Annotated in this window: 11 protein-coding genes; 6 read left to right on the top strand and 5 right to left on the bottom strand. The window is 66.8% G+C overall.

The genetic code is table 11. The features are described from left to right. The first annotated feature begins 124 nt into the window (after nucleotides 1-124). The 6 genes from AYJ57_RS13685 (at nucleotide 125) to AYJ57_RS13660 (ending at nucleotide 7407) form a co-directional block, all read left to right on the top strand. Nucleotides 125-1303 carry a phosphoglycerate kinase gene (locus AYJ57_RS13685; protein ID WP_066106342.1) on the top strand — a complete coding sequence of 393 codons (1179 nt, stop codon included), beginning with the start codon at nucleotides 125-127 and terminating at the stop codon, nucleotides 1301-1303. A 221-nt stretch (nucleotides 1304-1524) separates the two neighbouring features. After that, the gene (locus AYJ57_RS13680; protein ID WP_066106339.1) at nucleotides 1525-1824 is read left to right on the top strand and encodes an FtsB family cell division protein; all 300 of its coding nucleotides are present in this window, start codon (nucleotides 1525-1527) and stop codon (nucleotides 1822-1824) included. 337 nt (nucleotides 1825-2161) lie between these two features. Next, entirely contained in the window at nucleotides 2162-3184 is a 1023-nt protein-coding gene (gene pdhA, locus AYJ57_RS13675; RefSeq protein ID WP_066106336.1) for a pyruvate dehydrogenase (acetyl-transferring) E1 component subunit alpha, read from the top strand. A gap of 20 nt (nucleotides 3185-3204) precedes the next feature. Next, on the top strand, nucleotides 3205-4584 hold the full coding sequence (locus AYJ57_RS13670) for a pyruvate dehydrogenase complex E1 component subunit beta (RefSeq protein WP_066106333.1): 1380 nt from the start codon (nucleotides 3205-3207) through the stop codon (nucleotides 4582-4584). Nucleotides 4585-4596: 12 nt separating this feature from the next. Then, nucleotides 4597-5919 (top strand): pyruvate dehydrogenase complex dihydrolipoamide acetyltransferase, encoded by a 1323-nt coding sequence (locus tag AYJ57_RS13665; RefSeq protein WP_066106330.1) that lies wholly within the window; start codon nucleotides 4597-4599, stop codon nucleotides 5917-5919. 288 nt (nucleotides 5920-6207) lie between these two features. Further along, on the top strand, nucleotides 6208-7407 hold the full coding sequence (locus AYJ57_RS13660) for an MFS transporter (RefSeq protein ID WP_066106327.1): 1200 nt from the start codon (nucleotides 6208-6210) through the stop codon (nucleotides 7405-7407). Between the two features lie 261 nt (nucleotides 7408-7668). Here the strand turns inward: AYJ57_RS13660 and cysE are convergent, their stop codons facing one another. The 5 genes from cysE to AYJ57_RS13635 all read right to left on the bottom strand — a co-directional run bounded on the left by cysE (nucleotide 7669) and on the right by AYJ57_RS13635 (nucleotide 14484). Beyond that, a complete protein-coding gene (gene cysE / locus AYJ57_RS13655; RefSeq protein ID WP_066106324.1) occupies nucleotides 7669-8487 on the bottom strand; it encodes a serine O-acetyltransferase in 819 nt (272 codons plus the stop codon). A gap of 135 nt (nucleotides 8488-8622) precedes the next feature. Next, nucleotides 8623-12534, bottom strand: coding sequence for a baseplate multidomain protein megatron (locus AYJ57_RS13650; RefSeq protein ID WP_066106321.1), 3912 nt, complete (start codon nucleotides 12532-12534; stop codon nucleotides 8623-8625). Next, nucleotides 12534-12974 carry an NlpC/P60 family protein gene (locus AYJ57_RS13645; protein ID WP_066106317.1) on the bottom strand — a complete coding sequence of 147 codons (441 nt, stop codon included), beginning with the start codon at nucleotides 12972-12974 and terminating at the stop codon, nucleotides 12534-12536. Before AYJ57_RS13645 ends, AYJ57_RS13650 begins: the two co-directional genes overlap by 1 nt. Beyond that, nucleotides 12971-13852, bottom strand: coding sequence for a DUF2163 domain-containing protein (locus tag AYJ57_RS13640; RefSeq protein ID WP_066106314.1), 882 nt, complete (start codon nucleotides 13850-13852; stop codon nucleotides 12971-12973). Before AYJ57_RS13640 ends, AYJ57_RS13645 begins: the two co-directional genes overlap by 4 nt. Continuing rightward, nucleotides 13852-14484 (bottom strand): DUF2460 domain-containing protein, encoded by a 633-nt coding sequence (locus tag AYJ57_RS13635; protein WP_066106311.1) that lies wholly within the window; start codon nucleotides 14482-14484, stop codon nucleotides 13852-13854. The genes AYJ57_RS13640 and AYJ57_RS13635 overlap by 1 nt, the downstream gene beginning before the upstream one ends. Between the last annotated feature and the right edge of the window lie 7 nt (nucleotides 14485-14491).

The raw sequence follows: 14491 nt of genomic DNA, 5'->3' as shown, positions 1-14491 counted from the left end.
AGTCTGCCCCGCTCCGAATGCCAAGTCGGGCGCGCGCTCAAACAGCGCAAGCTCTTGTGTTGCATTGACCTCTGGGGCCGCTCGGGGCAGACCTTTGGGCAAGGACGAGATCAGGAGGACCAGAATGGCCTGGAAGACACTCGACGACATGGACCTGAGCGGCAAGCGCGTGCTGACCCGTGTCGACATCAACGTGCCGGTGGATGGCGGCGTGGTCACCGATGCAACCCGGATCGAGCGCGTGGCCCCCACCGTGCAGGACATCCTGTCGCGCGGCGGCACGCCGGTGCTGCTCGCCCATTTCGGCCGCCCCAAGGGCAAGGTTGTGCCCGAGATGTCGCTGAAAATGCTGGTGCCCGCGCTCGAGGCCGCCTTTGGCACCACCGTCAATTTCGCCACGCTCGACGAGGCCGCGGCGGTGATCGACGGCTGCGGCGAGGGCCAGATCGTGCTGCTGGAAAACACCCGCTTCGAGCCCGGTGAGGAAAAGAACGACGAGGCGCTGGCGCAGCGCTATGCCGCGCTTGGCGATGTCTATTGCAACGATGCCTTCTCGGCGGCGCACCGCGCCCATGCCTCCACCGCCGCGCTGGCGCATCTGCTGCCGGCCTGCGCCGGACGGCTGATGCAGGCCGAACTGGAAGCGCTCGAGGCGGCTCTGGGCAACCCCAAGCGCCCGGTGCTGGCGGTGGTCGGCGGCGCGAAAGTGTCGACCAAGCTCGACCTGCTGGGCAATCTGGTGGAAAAGGTCGACATGCTGGTGATCGGCGGCGGCATGGCCAACACCTTCCTTGCCGCGCAGGGCGTGGACGTGGGCAAGTCGCTCTGCGAGCATGAGATGACCGGCACCGCCCTCGAAATCGCCGAGAAGGCCGCCGCGGCGGGCTGCGAGATCCTGCTGCCGCGCGACGTGGTGGTGGCGCGCGAGTTCCGTGAAAACGCGCCGTCGGAAGTGGTGCCCGCCGAGGCCTGCCCCGCGGATGCGATGATCCTCGACGCCGGTCCCGACAGCGTGGCCCACGTCGAGCAGGCCATCGGCCGCGCCGAGACGCTGATCTGGAACGGCCCGCTTGGCGCCTTCGAGATCGCCCCCTTCGATGCGGCCACCAATGCCGCGGCCAAATTTGCCGCCAAGCGCACCGCGCAGGGCGAGCTGGTCTCGGTCGCCGGTGGCGGCGACACGGTGGCGGCGCTCAACAAGGCCGGCGCGTCGGAGGATTTCACCTATATCTCCACCGCGGGCGGCGCCTTCCTCGAATGGATGGAAGGCAAGACCCTGCCCGGTGTCGCAGCACTAGGGTAACAGGCGGAAAGCGGCGGTAACTGGCCACCGCAACTGCGCTTTTCCCGGCACACCCGCCGGGAAAAGCGGCAAATTCCGGGCCCGCGCCCGCCCCCGGCACCGGCAAGCATTCCCAACACGATTCGCCTGTGGCATAGTTTCTGCGCCGGAAGGCCCCCGCACGAACGAGGGGCCGCGGCAGAGTGCAGAGCGGTACGACCTTTGAGCAGGACCCAATTTTCATGACGGGCAGACGCAAACCGGCCTTTGGCGGCCTGATTTTCGCGAGTATCGCGGTGAGCCTTGCAGGCTATTTCACCTTTGCTGCGGTTCAGGGCGACTATGGCGTGTTCCGCCGCGCCGAGATCGAGGTCGAGGGCGACCGGCTGACCGCCGAGCTTGACCGGCTCAACACCGAGGTGGCTCATATGGAAAACCTCACTCGCCGCCTGTCGGATGATTTTCTCGATCTCGACCTGCTCGACCAGCAGGCCCGCGACGTTCTGGGAATGATCCGCTCGGACGAAATCGTCGTGCGCTAAGGCCCGCCGCGGCACTCCATCCAACCCTACCGATCTAGGGGCTCCGCCCCCGCCCGCCGCTACGCTGCGCGCTCCCCCGGCGTATTTTTGAAGAGAAGAAGCCCCGGGGAGAGCGCCTCAGAGGGCTTCTTCTCTTTCCAAATACGCATATCGCAACAGTCCGTCCGAGCGCCGCGCAGGCAGCGGCGCGCGCCGGCGGGGTTTCGCCACCCGCTTGCCCTGAGCCCGGCCCGCACCACTTTTTCCCGCAACAGCCGCCAGCGCCCTTTGACACTGACGTGTCAGGGCTTTACTGTGTGAGAAAGTTTAACACTAAACTAAGTTGGGAGGAGCGCTAATGGCCGCCCGGAAACCAGCCGCCAAGCCGAACGTCTCGCCCGAAGAGCTCAAGCAATACTATCGTGACATGCTGCTCATCCGCCGCTTCGAAGAGAAGGCGGGTCAGCTGTATGGCATGGGGCTCATCGGTGGGTTCTGTCACCTATACATCGGTCAGGAAGCCGTTGTCGTCGGCCTCGAGGCCGCAGCGGAGGAAGGCGACAAGCGCGTCACCTCCTATCGCGACCACGGCCACATGCTCGCCTGCGGCATGGACCCGAACGGCGTGATGGCCGAGCTGACCGGCCGCGAAGGCGGCTATTCCAAGGGTAAGGGCGGCTCGATGCACATGTTCAGCCGCGAGAAGCATTTCTACGGCGGCCACGGCATCGTCGGCGCGCAGGTGCCGCTTGGCGCCGGTCTCGCCTTTGCCGATGCCTATCTCGACAACTCCCGCGTGACCTTCACCTATTTCGGCGACGGCGCTGCCAACCAGGGCCAGGTCTATGAGACCTTCAACATGGCCTCGATCTGGAAGCTGCCGGTGGTGTTCGTGATCGAGAACAACCAATACGCCATGGGCACCTCGCAGAAGCGCTCGACCTCCACCGACGAGATCTACACCCGCGGCGCGCCCTTCGGCATCCCGGGCGAACTGGTCGACGGTATGGACGTGCTGGCGGTCAAGGAAGCCGGCGAAAAGGCGGTGGCGCACTGCCGCGCCGGCAAGGGCCCCTACATCCTCGAGATCAAGACCTACCGCTACCGCGGCCACTCCATGTCGGACCCGGCGAAATACCGGACCCGCGAGGAAGTGCAGAAGATGCGCGACGAGCGCGACCCGATCCAGAACGTGCGCGACCTGCTGCTGCAGGGCAAGCACGCTTCGGAAGATGACCTCAAGGCCATCGACAAGGAAATCAAGGACATCGTCAACGCCTCGGCGGAGTTCTCGAAAGAGAGCCCGGAGCCCGCTCTGGAAGAGCTGTGGACCGACATCTATGCCGACGAAGTGCCGCAAGGCGACGCGGTAGAGGCCTGAGGCAGAAGGACTAGACGCATATGGCAACCGAAATTCTCATGCCCGCGCTCTCGCCGACCATGGAAGAGGGCACGCTGGCCAAATGGCTGGTCAAGGAAGGCGACACCGTCACCTCGGGCGACATTCTCGCCGAGATCGAGACCGACAAGGCCACGATGGAGTTCGAAGCGGTCGATGAAGGCATCGTCGGCAAGATCCTCATCGAGGAAGGCACCGAAGGCGTGAAGGTCAACACCCCGATCGCCGTGCTGGTCGAGGAAGGCGAAGACGCCTCGTCGATCGAGACCTCCTCGGGTGGCGACGCCGCTCCGGCAGCCGCCGAAGAAGCCCCCGCGGCTCCGGCAGAGGCGGCCCCCGCCTCCGCCCCCGCAACGCCCAAGGCCAAAGCGGTCGAGCCCGACTGGCCCGAGGGCACCGAGCTCAAGCAGCAGACCGTGCGCGAAGCGCTGCGCGACGCCATGGCCGAGGAAATGCGCTCGGACGCCAATGTCTTCGTCATGGGCGAGGAAGTGGCCGAGTATCAGGGCGCCTATAAGGTGACCCAGGGCCTGCTCGACGAGTTCGGCTCCAAGCGGGTGATCGACACGCCGATCACCGAGCACGGCTTTGCCGGTATCGGCGTCGGCGCGGCCTTCGGCGGGCTCAAGCCCATCGTCGAGTTCATGACCTTCAACTTCGCCATGCAGGCGATTGACCACATCATCAACTCGGCGGCCAAGACGCTCTACATGTCCGGCGGCCAGATGGGTGCGCCCATGGTGTTCCGCGGCCCGAACGGCGCGGCGGCCCGCGTCGGCGCGCAGCACTCCCAGGACTACGCGGCATGGTACGCGATGGTGCCCGGCCTCAAGGTGGCGATGCCCTACTCGGCCTCGGACGCCAAAGGCCTGCTCAAATCGGCGATCCGCGATCCCAACCCGGTGATCTTCCTCGAGAACGAAATCCTCTACGGCCGCTCCTTCGATGTGCCGGTGATGGATGATTTCACCGTGCCCTTCGGCAAGGCCCGCATCTGGCGCGAAGGCGAAGATGTCACCATCGTGTCCTTCGGCATCGGCATGACCTACGCCCTCGAGGCGGCGGAGAAGCTGGCGGAAGACGGCATCTCGGCCGAGGTCATCGACCTGCGCACCCTGCGCCCGATCGACTATGGCACCGTCATCGAGTCGGTGAAGAAGACCAACCGCTGCGTGACCGTGGAAGAAGGCTGGCCCGTCGGCTCGATCGGCAACCACCTGTCGGCCTACATCATGCAGAACGCTTTCGACTGGCTCGACGCTCCGGTGATCAACTGCACCGGCAAGGACGTGCCCATGCCCTATGCGGCGAACCTCGAAAAGCACGCGCTGATCACCACCGCAGAGGTGGTCGACGCGGTCCGCCAAGTCACCTACCGGTAAGGAGAGCGCGTCATGCCCACGGAAATCCTGATGCCCGCGCTGTCGCCGACCATGGAGGAAGGCACACTGGCCAAATGGCTGGTGAAAGAGGGCGATACGGTCAACTCCGGCGACATCCTCGCCGAGATCGAGACCGACAAGGCGACGATGGAGTTCGAAGCCGTCGACGAAGGCACCATCGGCAAGATCCTCATCGAGGAAGGCAGCGAAGGGGTGAAGGTGAACACCCCCATCGCCGTGTTGCTCGAAGAAGGTGAAAGCGCCGACGACATCGACACCTCGGCCGCCAAACCCGAGGCGAAAGCCGAAGCGCCCAAGGCGGAAGAGGCCAAGGCCGCGGCCGCCACCCCGGCAGCTGGCTCCGCAACCCCTGCCCCGGCAGCGCCCGCCGCTGCCGATGGCACCCGCATCTTCGCCTCGCCGCTGGCCCGCCGCATCGCGGCGGACAAGGGGCTCGACCTGGCGCAGGTCAAAGGCACCGGCCCGCACGGTCGCATCGTCAAAGCCGACGTCGAGGCCGCCAAGCCCGGCGCTGCTCCGGCCAAGTCCGAGGCTGCGGCACCTGCCGAGAAGAAGGCCGCCGATGCCGCCGTCATGCCCGCCGGTCCGTCCACGGACGCGGTGCGCAAGATGTACGACGGGCGCGACTTCGAAGAGGTCAAACTCGACGGCATGCGCAAGACGGTGGCCAGCCGCCTCACCGAGGCCAAGCAGACCATCCCGCACTTCTACCTGCGCCGCGACATCAAGCTCGACGCGCTGCTGAAGTTCCGCAGCCAGCTCAACAAGCAGCTGGAAGCGCGCGGCGTGAAGCTCTCGGTCAACGACTTCATCATCAAGGCCTGCGCGCTGGCGCTGCAGTCCGTGCCTGACGCAAACGCCGTCTGGGCAGGCGACCGCATCTTCAAGCTCAAGCCCTCCGATGTGGCCGTGGCCGTGGCGATCGAAGGCGGTCTCTTCACCCCGGTGCTGAAAGACGCCGAGATGAAGTCGCTGTCGGCGCTCTCGTCCGAGATGAAGGATCTGGCGGGCCGCGCCCGCAACAAGAAGCTCGCACCGCATGAATATGTCGGCGGCAGCTTCGCGATCTCAAACCTCGGCATGTATGGCATCGACAACTTCGACGCGGTGATCAACCCGCCGCATGGCGCGATCCTCGCCGTGGGCGCGGGCGTCAAGAAGCCGATTGTCGGCGAAGATGGCGAGCTGACCGTGGCCACCGTGATGTCGGTGACGCTCTCGGTCGACCACCGGGTCATCGACGGCGCGCTTGGCGCCGAGCTGCTGTCGGCCATCGCTGACAACCTCGAGAACCCGATGGTGATGCTGGCCTGATCCGCCGCAAAACCTGAGCACATCAGCGGCCCTCGCCCTTGCGGCGGGGGCCGTTTTCCGTTCAGGCCTCGCACTCGGCGCGCGGAAAGCTGCCCGTGCGTCATGCAATCGCTGCATGGCGAGCTTGCGCAGGCGTCGCTTGAGAAGATGTACCGTTCGCGTAGATTAAGCTCATGCTGCGTCGCGGCGGGCTTGTCATGCCTGTTTGACACCCGCCCCGCCAAGGCTTCCCGACATCGCATTCGACGACCCACGTCCAACCCAACTTCCGACCATCGGAGCTGTGACATGGCTACCCAAGACCGTCAGGCCGTTCTGACGATCCTCTCGCTGGCGCTTGGCGCCTTTGCAATCGGCGTTTCCGAATTCGCCGCAATGGGGCTGCTGCCCTATTACGCCGCCGATCTGTCGGTGACCGAACCCGAAGCCGGCCACGCGGTCAGCGCCTATGCGCTTGGCGTCGTCGTCGGCGCGCCGGTGCTGGCCGTCCTCGGCTCGATGATCCCGCGCAAGCTGCTGCTGATCCTGCTGATCTCTTTCTTTGGTCTCGGCAACCTGCTGAGCTCCATGTCCACCGATCTTACCACGCTGATCATCGGGCGTTTCGCCTCGGGTCTGCCGCATGGTGCCTTCCTCGGCATCTCGATGCTGTTCGCCGCCGAGTTCTCGCCCGAGGGCCGCAAGGCGCGCGGCGTGGCGCAGGTGCTCATGGGGCTGACCATCGCCAATGTGATCGGAGTGCCGCTCGCCGGTGCCGCGGGTCAGGTGTTTGGCTGGCGTCTGTGTTTTGTCGTGACCGCCGCCATCGCCGCCGCTTCGGCGCTGATGATCACCCGCGTCGCGCCCAACGTGCAGACCGGCCCGATGCCGAGCCCGCTGCGTGAGCTTGGCGCGCTGGCCAACCGCGCTGTCTGGAGCACGCTGATGATCGGTGCCATTGGCTTTGGCGGGGTCTTCGCGGTCTACTCCTATTTCTCCGCCGCCATGCTCGACGCCACCACCGCCCCCGCTTGGGCGATCCCGGCGGCGCTCTCGGGCTTTGGCCTTGGCGGCGTGCTCGGCAACCTCATCGCCGGGCGTCTGGCCGATTGGTCGCGGCTCGGCGGCGCGCTGCTGCTGCTGGTGGGCATGGTGCTGATGTCGCTGCTCTACACCGTGGTGATCGGTGATTGGATGATGATGAGCCTGTCGATCTTCCTGCTCGGCACCACCGCCAGCCTCGCCATCCCGCTGCAGATGCGCCTGATGGATGTGGCCGGAGAAGCGCAGACGCTGGCCGCCGCGCTCAACCACGCCGCCTTCAACGCCGCCAACGCGCTGGGGCCGTTCCTCGCCGGGCGCGCGCTGGCCGCGGGCCATGGCTGGGGCGCAACGGGTCAAGTGGGCGCCGCGCTCGCCGCAGGCGGGATCTTAATGCTGGCTCTGGCATGGTTCGAGAGCCGCAGCCGCGCCCGCCGCGTCATGCCCGCCGTCATGCCGGCGGAGTGACCCGCACGCACCGGAACAAGGCGGGTGAGCGCTGGCCCGTTGGGGTGGCGCTGCAGCGTCTGACATGGGCGGTTTATCGAGGCCAAGTCCTGACGACATCTGAGCCAAGCGCGCGGATGCCAAAGCGCCAGCCCGCCGGGACGGGCCGGCGCTCACCCGGCGGCTTCGCCTTGATTCCGGGTGGATCAGGTCACCACGACAACGCAAAAGGCGCGGACCCCGAGGTCCGCGCCTTTCTCTATTTCGCGATCCTGAAACCGCTCACTCGCTGCAATTGCAGCCGGTCAGCTTCTGGTCCATCGAGCGCGAGGGCTGATCGCAGCCCGCCTCGCCGACGATCTTGGCAGGCACGCCCGCCACGGTCTTGCACGGCGGCACCTCGGCCAGAACCACCGAACCCGCGGCAATGCGCGAGCCGCAGCCGACCTTGATATTGCCGAGCACCTTGGCCCCTGCGCCGATCAGCACGCCATTGCCGATCTTGGGGTGACGGTCCTCGTCTTCCTTGCCGGTGCCGCCCAGCGTCACCGAGTGCAGGATCGACACGTCATCGCCCACCACCGCCGTCTCACCGATGACGATGGAATGCGCGTGGTCGATCATGATGCCCTTGCCGATCTTCGCCGCCGGGTGAATGTCGACGCCGAACACCTCGGACGAGCGCATCTGGAAAAAATACGACAGATCGCGACGGCCTTGGGTCCACAGCCAGTTCGCCACGCGCTGGCTCTGGATCGCCTGAAAGCCCTTGAAGTAGAGCAGCGGCTGCAGATAGCGGTGGCAGGCCGGGTCACGCTCATAAGTGGCCTGAATGTCGGCGCGCGCCTTCAGTGCCAGCGAGGGGTCCATGCTGTAGGCCTCGTCGCAGATCTCACGCAGGATTTGCTCGGACATCTCGCCATTGGCCAGCTTGAGCGAGATCCGATAGGCCAAAGCCCGCTCTATGGTGGGATGGTGCAGGATCGAATAATGCACCGAGCCCCCAAGCAGCGGCTCGGCGGCCACGACCTCTTCGGCCTCGTGGATGATCCGGGCCCAGACAGGGTCGAGTTCGGCGATCTTGGCGCGGGTCTTGGCCATTGGAATCCTCCGTGCGGTTGCCCAGCAGTCTAGCAGATAGGCGCGGCGCGCCGAAATGCAAAACCGTGATCTAGGGGATCGCGGGCGGAGATGAAAGCGCCGATTGCCCTGCGCCGCGGGTCTCACTCTCAGGTCTCACTCTCCGGCCGACAGCGCCAGCGTCGCGAAAGGCCCTGGCCCATAGCGCGCCGACACTTGTGCCACGCGCAGCTCGAACGCCCCCGAAAGCCCATCAATCGCCGGATCGTAACTCCAAGACGGGACGCCGGAAAACGCCTCGCGGATCAGCGTCTCCCCCTGCGTGACGCGAATGAGATAGCTCTCGCTTTCCTCGCCCAGGGGAACCTCGGGCAGATCCCAATCATCGCCCTCGATCCGGGTGCGCCGAATCCAGCTGACTGACAGCCCACCCGCGCCAAAATCCGCGCGCAGATGCGCTGGTCGGTAGGGCCGCAGCCCGTTGCCATCAAACGCCAGCACCCGGTGCACATAGCTCGGATCGTCATAGCCGCGCCGCGCGGGTCCGATGCGGTAATGCCGCGCCTGCCGCCGCTGCGCCGCCGCCAGCGCGATCTGCTGCGGCGCGCCGTCGAGCAGCACCACCCATGAGCCCACCGGCCAGACCTCGGGCATCAGCCCGTCGCTGCCCGCCTGACCGCGCAGCCGGTGCGAGACGAACCACACGCCCGGCTCGGCCAGTTGCGCATCGCGGAACTGCAGCACTTCCCAGTTGCCCGGGCTGCCGTCACCGATGGCCATCAGATTGGCACCGGCCAGAAACGCCGCCTCTTCCACCGACTGCAGCGCGCCGGACGTCAGCCGCAGTTGCAGCGCGTCGCCGCGGTCGATCCGTCCCGGCGGCGCTGCGAAAAGCGGCGTTTCGGTGCGCCCCACGGTGGCGCGCGCGGCGAGAATCTCGTTCAGCACGTAGTCCGCATCGCTTGGCGCGTCATAAACCGCGACGCTGCCCGGCCAAGGCTGCGCGGTCAGCGCAAGATGCGGCGCATGGGGCACCTCCGCGCCGCTCATCAACGGCAGATCGAGGAACAGCGGCAGCACCGGAACCGGCGCCGCGAAGGGCCGCAGCAGCGGCGCGCTGTCCTGCATGTGTGCAGGAAGATAGGTGTCGGGCTCGATCCGCACCGCCTCGATGCGCTGGCTGTCGCCGATCTCCACCCGGTCGATACGCATCCGCGTGACGCCCGAGGGGGATGGCAGCGAGACGATGTCGCCCGCACCGAGCTCGAGCCGCGACGGCGGCAGGCTGAAGTCCAGCGTGTCCCGCGCGATCCGCGCCTCGGCCAGCCAACGCTCGAGGATCATCCTCCCCTCGGCCCGGCTCAGCGACAGCGGCAGTTCGCTCTCGGCCACCGCATGGGTGCCCTCGTCGGGCAGCACCACCTCCTCGGCGGCGATGGCGTGATCGCCCTCGGCCTCGACAAAGCGCAGCCGCAGCCGCCCCGACATCTCGGCCTCGGCGGCACGGGTCTGCCGCAGATCCCCCTCGTCATCGCCGTCATGCACCAGATCGCTCAGGTCCAGCGCCACCGCAGCCCGGCCCCGGCGCGGCAGGAACAGCAGCACACCGTCGCGTTCGATCGCATCCACCCCATGCGCCAGTAAGAGCCCCTGCAGCGCGCTTCGCGCATCGCCCACACGGTCGATCTGATAGCCGCGCACCCAGCCCCAGAGGCGGCTCACGTCGAACTGCGGCACCCCGGCAGCGGTGCAGACCTCGGCCACCACCGACGCCAGCGTGCGCGCCGAGCAGCGCCCGTTCAGCCAATGCCCGCGCCGGTAGTTGCCGCCATCGCTCCACAGATCCTCGAGCCCCGGAAACCACGGAAACGGCCGCGCATCCCACGCCCAGACCAGCGCCTTGGACATGTCGAGCATCGGCCCGCCATAGACCTCCGAGACCGGGTTATGCGCCGGGTCATTCCAATGGGCATGGATCGCACGCAGGTACTGGCGCTGCATAAGATCGTCCCGCAAGCCATTGGAATAATGCGGAAGAAGGCTCTCAGAGCTTTTCGGATCGAGGAATTTATTGGGCTGGTTGGCGCCCTTGTCGATGGCGGCGCAGCCCAGTTCGGTGAACCAGATCGGCTTGCTTTGCGGCTCCCAACCGGTCGGCGGCGCCTGCCGCACACCGCCGATCCGCTCGTGGTGCAGGTTCGACCACCAGCTGCGCAAATCCTTGTAGCGATAGACCCACGGCTCGCCATGCGCGCCATCGGTGATCGCAACGCGGCGCTGCGCCTCGCGGGCCTCGGCGCTGGGGTAATACCAGTCGAACCCCTCGCCGCCCTCGACGTTCGACATGAGGTATCCGGGATCGTAAATCGCCCCCCATGCGGCATCGGCATGATCGTCACCATCGCGCCAGTCCGACAGCGGCATGTAATTGTCGATGCCGATGAAATCGATCTGCGGATCGCTCCACAGCGGGTCGAGATGGAAATAGACATCGCCCGAGCCGTCCTGCGGGTGATAGCCGAAATACTCGCTCCAATCGGCGGCATAGCCGATCTTCACCTCCGGCCCCAGCAGCGCCCGGCACTCGGCGGCCAAGGCGCGCAGCGCCGCCACCGCGGGAAAGCCCGAAGCGCCGCGGATCTGCGTCAGCCCGCGCATCTCCGAGCCGATGCAGAAGGCCGCAACACCGCCCGCTGCCGCGCAGAGCGCCGCCTGATGCAGGATGAAGCGCCGGAACGACCATTCATCCGGCCCCGCGTAGCTCACGCCGCCTTCCTGCACCGAGAAATCCGCCGCCGCGGCGCTGCCGAAGAAGGCCGCCACCTCATCCTCCGCTGCCGTCGTGCCATCGGGCGAGCGCGCACGCCCCGGCGCCGCGCTCAGCGTGATCCTGCCGCGCCACGGCAGCACCGGCTGCCCCTCGGCGCCGGTCCACGGGTCGGGAAGATCATTGCCCGCCATCTGCTCCATCAGGATGAAGGGGTAATAGACCACCTCGAGCCCACGCGCCGCCATCTCCTGCAGCGCCTCGATCACCGAGGCGTCCGACGGCGTGCCGCCATAGACCGGACGGTCCTCCAGCCTCGGCACCAGACCCGCCGCATCGCGCCCCAGCCCCGAGACCCGCCACGGCATCTCCTCGGAGTCCCAGTCCGCCTGCTCCAGCTTGGGCCGGATCGCGCAACTCCCGCAGCGCAGGTCATCGCCAAACCAGCTCACCACCAGCGAGGCGGCGCGGCACGCGGGCAGCTCATCGCGCAGCTGATCCAGCGACACGAGGAAATCCGGGACATCGGCGGGCGTGTTAAGATTGACCGCGCCTTTCGCGCCGCCCCCGTAATCGAGATAGACCGGCCGGGTCGCCAAAGCATATTCGCCGGTGCCGGGGATCATCGCCACGCCGCGGATCGCCAGAGGCACATCCTCGGCGTCCGCAAGCTCTGGTCGCGTGACCTCGAAACTCAGCTGCGGCACGCGGTTGCCGAAGCGTTCGAGCAGCAGATCCTCGATCACCACATAGGCGGTGCCGCGATAGGCCGGCACCAGTCCCGCGCCCTCGACCGCCTCCATCTTGGGATCGGGCAGCTGATCGTCGCTGCCGCTGTAGACGCGCATGTTGAGATCGCGCAACGCGATCTCACTGCCATCCGCCCAGACACGGTTCACCCCGGTGATCTCGCCCTCGCAGAGCGCCAGAGCGAGGCTCACCGAATAGCTGTAGCTTTTCACCGTGGTCTCGCTGCGCGGGCTGCCCTTGCCGCCGCTCGAGACCGTCTGTTTCTTCACCTCTTCGCGGAACTCGCTGGCCCAGATCACCTGCCCGCCGATGCGCATCCGGCCAAACACCTGCGACACCGCCGCGCCCTCGCCAGCGCCACTGAGCCGGAAACGCTCGATCCGCCCGGTCTCGACGGTCTCCGAGCCGCCCCCCATCAGGCGCTGGTCCAAAGCGCGCCCCAGACCGGCGCCGATGAAGCGGCCAACGGCGGTCATCGACAGGCCAAGCACCGAGCCGCCCACCGCGCTGCCAAGCGCCGCACCCGCGGCGGAAAGGAGGATAGTCGCCATCAGTCGTTCTCCATCGGAAGGGCAAAACGTGCCGCGATGCGCCGCCGCCACGGGGCGCTGAGGGCGCTTTCGATCACCCCATGGCCGCTGTAGGCATGGATGAAGGACGCATCGACCCCAGTGCGCGCCTGCAGCCCCAGATGCTTGGCGACGCTGCCCGCGCGCATGCGGAACAGAAGCACATCGCCCGGGGACTCATCGCCCAAGGTTTTCGGGCGCAGGTGGCGCAGGGCGGCCTGCAGCAGCGCCTCTTCGCCCTGCGGCTCCGACCAGTCCATGCTGTAGCGCGGCACCGGCTCGGGCTCTGGCCCCAGCAGTTCGCGCCAGACGCCGCGCAGCAGCCCGAGGCAGTCGCAGCCCGCGCCGCGCCGCGATCCCTGATGCAGATAAGGCGTGCCGATCCAGCTGCGGGCCACCGCCACTGCGTGCGCGCGGCTCATCGTCTCGACCCGCCGTCGGTGACCGATGCGCTGCTGGCATGGGTCAGCATCCAATCCTCTTCCGGCACGTCAGGAAACCCTTGGAAGTTTATGATGTTGTTGAATTTAAACTGGCAGCTTTCGAACATCTTGTCGCAGCCCGCGGTGAGCCGAACGCGATCTCCCGGCGCAAGCGGCGCGCGCAGCGGCTCCCACAGGTCGATGACCCGCAGCCCGTCGATATGGCGGTCACGCTTGATCCCTCCGGACAGCCCCGCAGCGGCGCCGCTCAGCATCTCGAGCCGCCCACGGCTGAACCAGCCAAGCTCGAACCCCGGCAGAAGCGCAACCGAAAGGCTCTGCGATCCATCCACTGAAATGATATCAGTTTCAGCAAGATAACCGGCAGTCTTGAGATCGAACTTGCACGCCGCATCGCCCAGAACCGCGGCGCAGGATTTGTGGTAGACCCGCCCTAAGGGACGGTTCAGCCGCTCGGTCAGCCCGCGCAGTTCCGCATGAAAGGCCGAAGGGCCGCGCCGGATTTGTCCCAGCGTGCCGCGAAACAGGATGCGGCGCTGGCTGACGTCGGCCCAGTTGACCAGCCAAGCGACAAGCTCGGCATCATCAAAGCGCCCGGCCTCAATATCTGCCTCCGAGAGCGATGCATCCGACAGCGCGCCCATCGCCTCGGAATTGTCCACCGAAAGCCCGGTCGCCTGCTGCACTGCCTTGGCGCTGAGCCCGCTGTCGGCGCGGAACTCCAGCCCGTCGAAGCTCAGCGCGCGGTCGTGGTCGGTAAAGCCAAGGCGCAGACCATCGCGCCGGGTCAACGCCCAGCAACGCACCACGGTGGTCAGCCCGCCCGCCAGATGCGCGTGAAGCTCTGCAGCGCCCATCAGACCCGCACCTCGACCACCGGCACATCGGGCACCTGTCCGGCCTGAAAGCTCGCGACCGAGACGTTGATCCGGTCGGTGTCGAAGCGCACTGGCACGTCGAACTCAAAGCCCGCGCTGACCTCGGCCCCGGCCAGCGGCGGCTCGGCGAAGGTGACGAGGCCGCTGGTGGTGTCTACCTCGAAATGTACGCCCTCATGCATCGCAACATCCTGCACCGCCGCCAGCACCGTTCCGGCCACCGGCTTGGTGATGGCGCGCGCATAGGTGGCCGTGCCCGAGCGGTAGGTTTTGGTGAGCTGGAAGCTGCGGGTCGCGCCGTCGCCGCGGGCGATCACCTGATCCCCGGCAGAGACGCTCTGCGATGGCAGGCAAGAGGCGTAATCCGACCAATCCTTCCAGCGAAACCCATAAAGCTGCCCCCGCCGCGCCTCGAAGAACGCCAGCAGTTGCGCGATATGATCCAGCGAGCGCAGCCCCAGCCCGGCATCGAAGCGCCGCCGCGACTGTGCCCAAGGGGTGTTGCGCTCTTCGAAGCCCGAGCTCAGTTCGACCACATCGGTGCGGCGCTCTGGCCCGCCCATGGCGCCAAAGCTGAGGTCGGCGGGAAAGCGTATCTCGTGAAAGCTCATGATCGCT

It is taken from the genome of Salipiger sp. CCB-MM3, from assembly GCF_001687105.1.
In the GTDB taxonomy this organism is placed as follows: domain Bacteria; phylum Pseudomonadota; class Alphaproteobacteria; order Rhodobacterales; family Rhodobacteraceae; genus Salipiger.
This window is presented reverse-complemented; position numbering and strand designations above follow the sequence as displayed.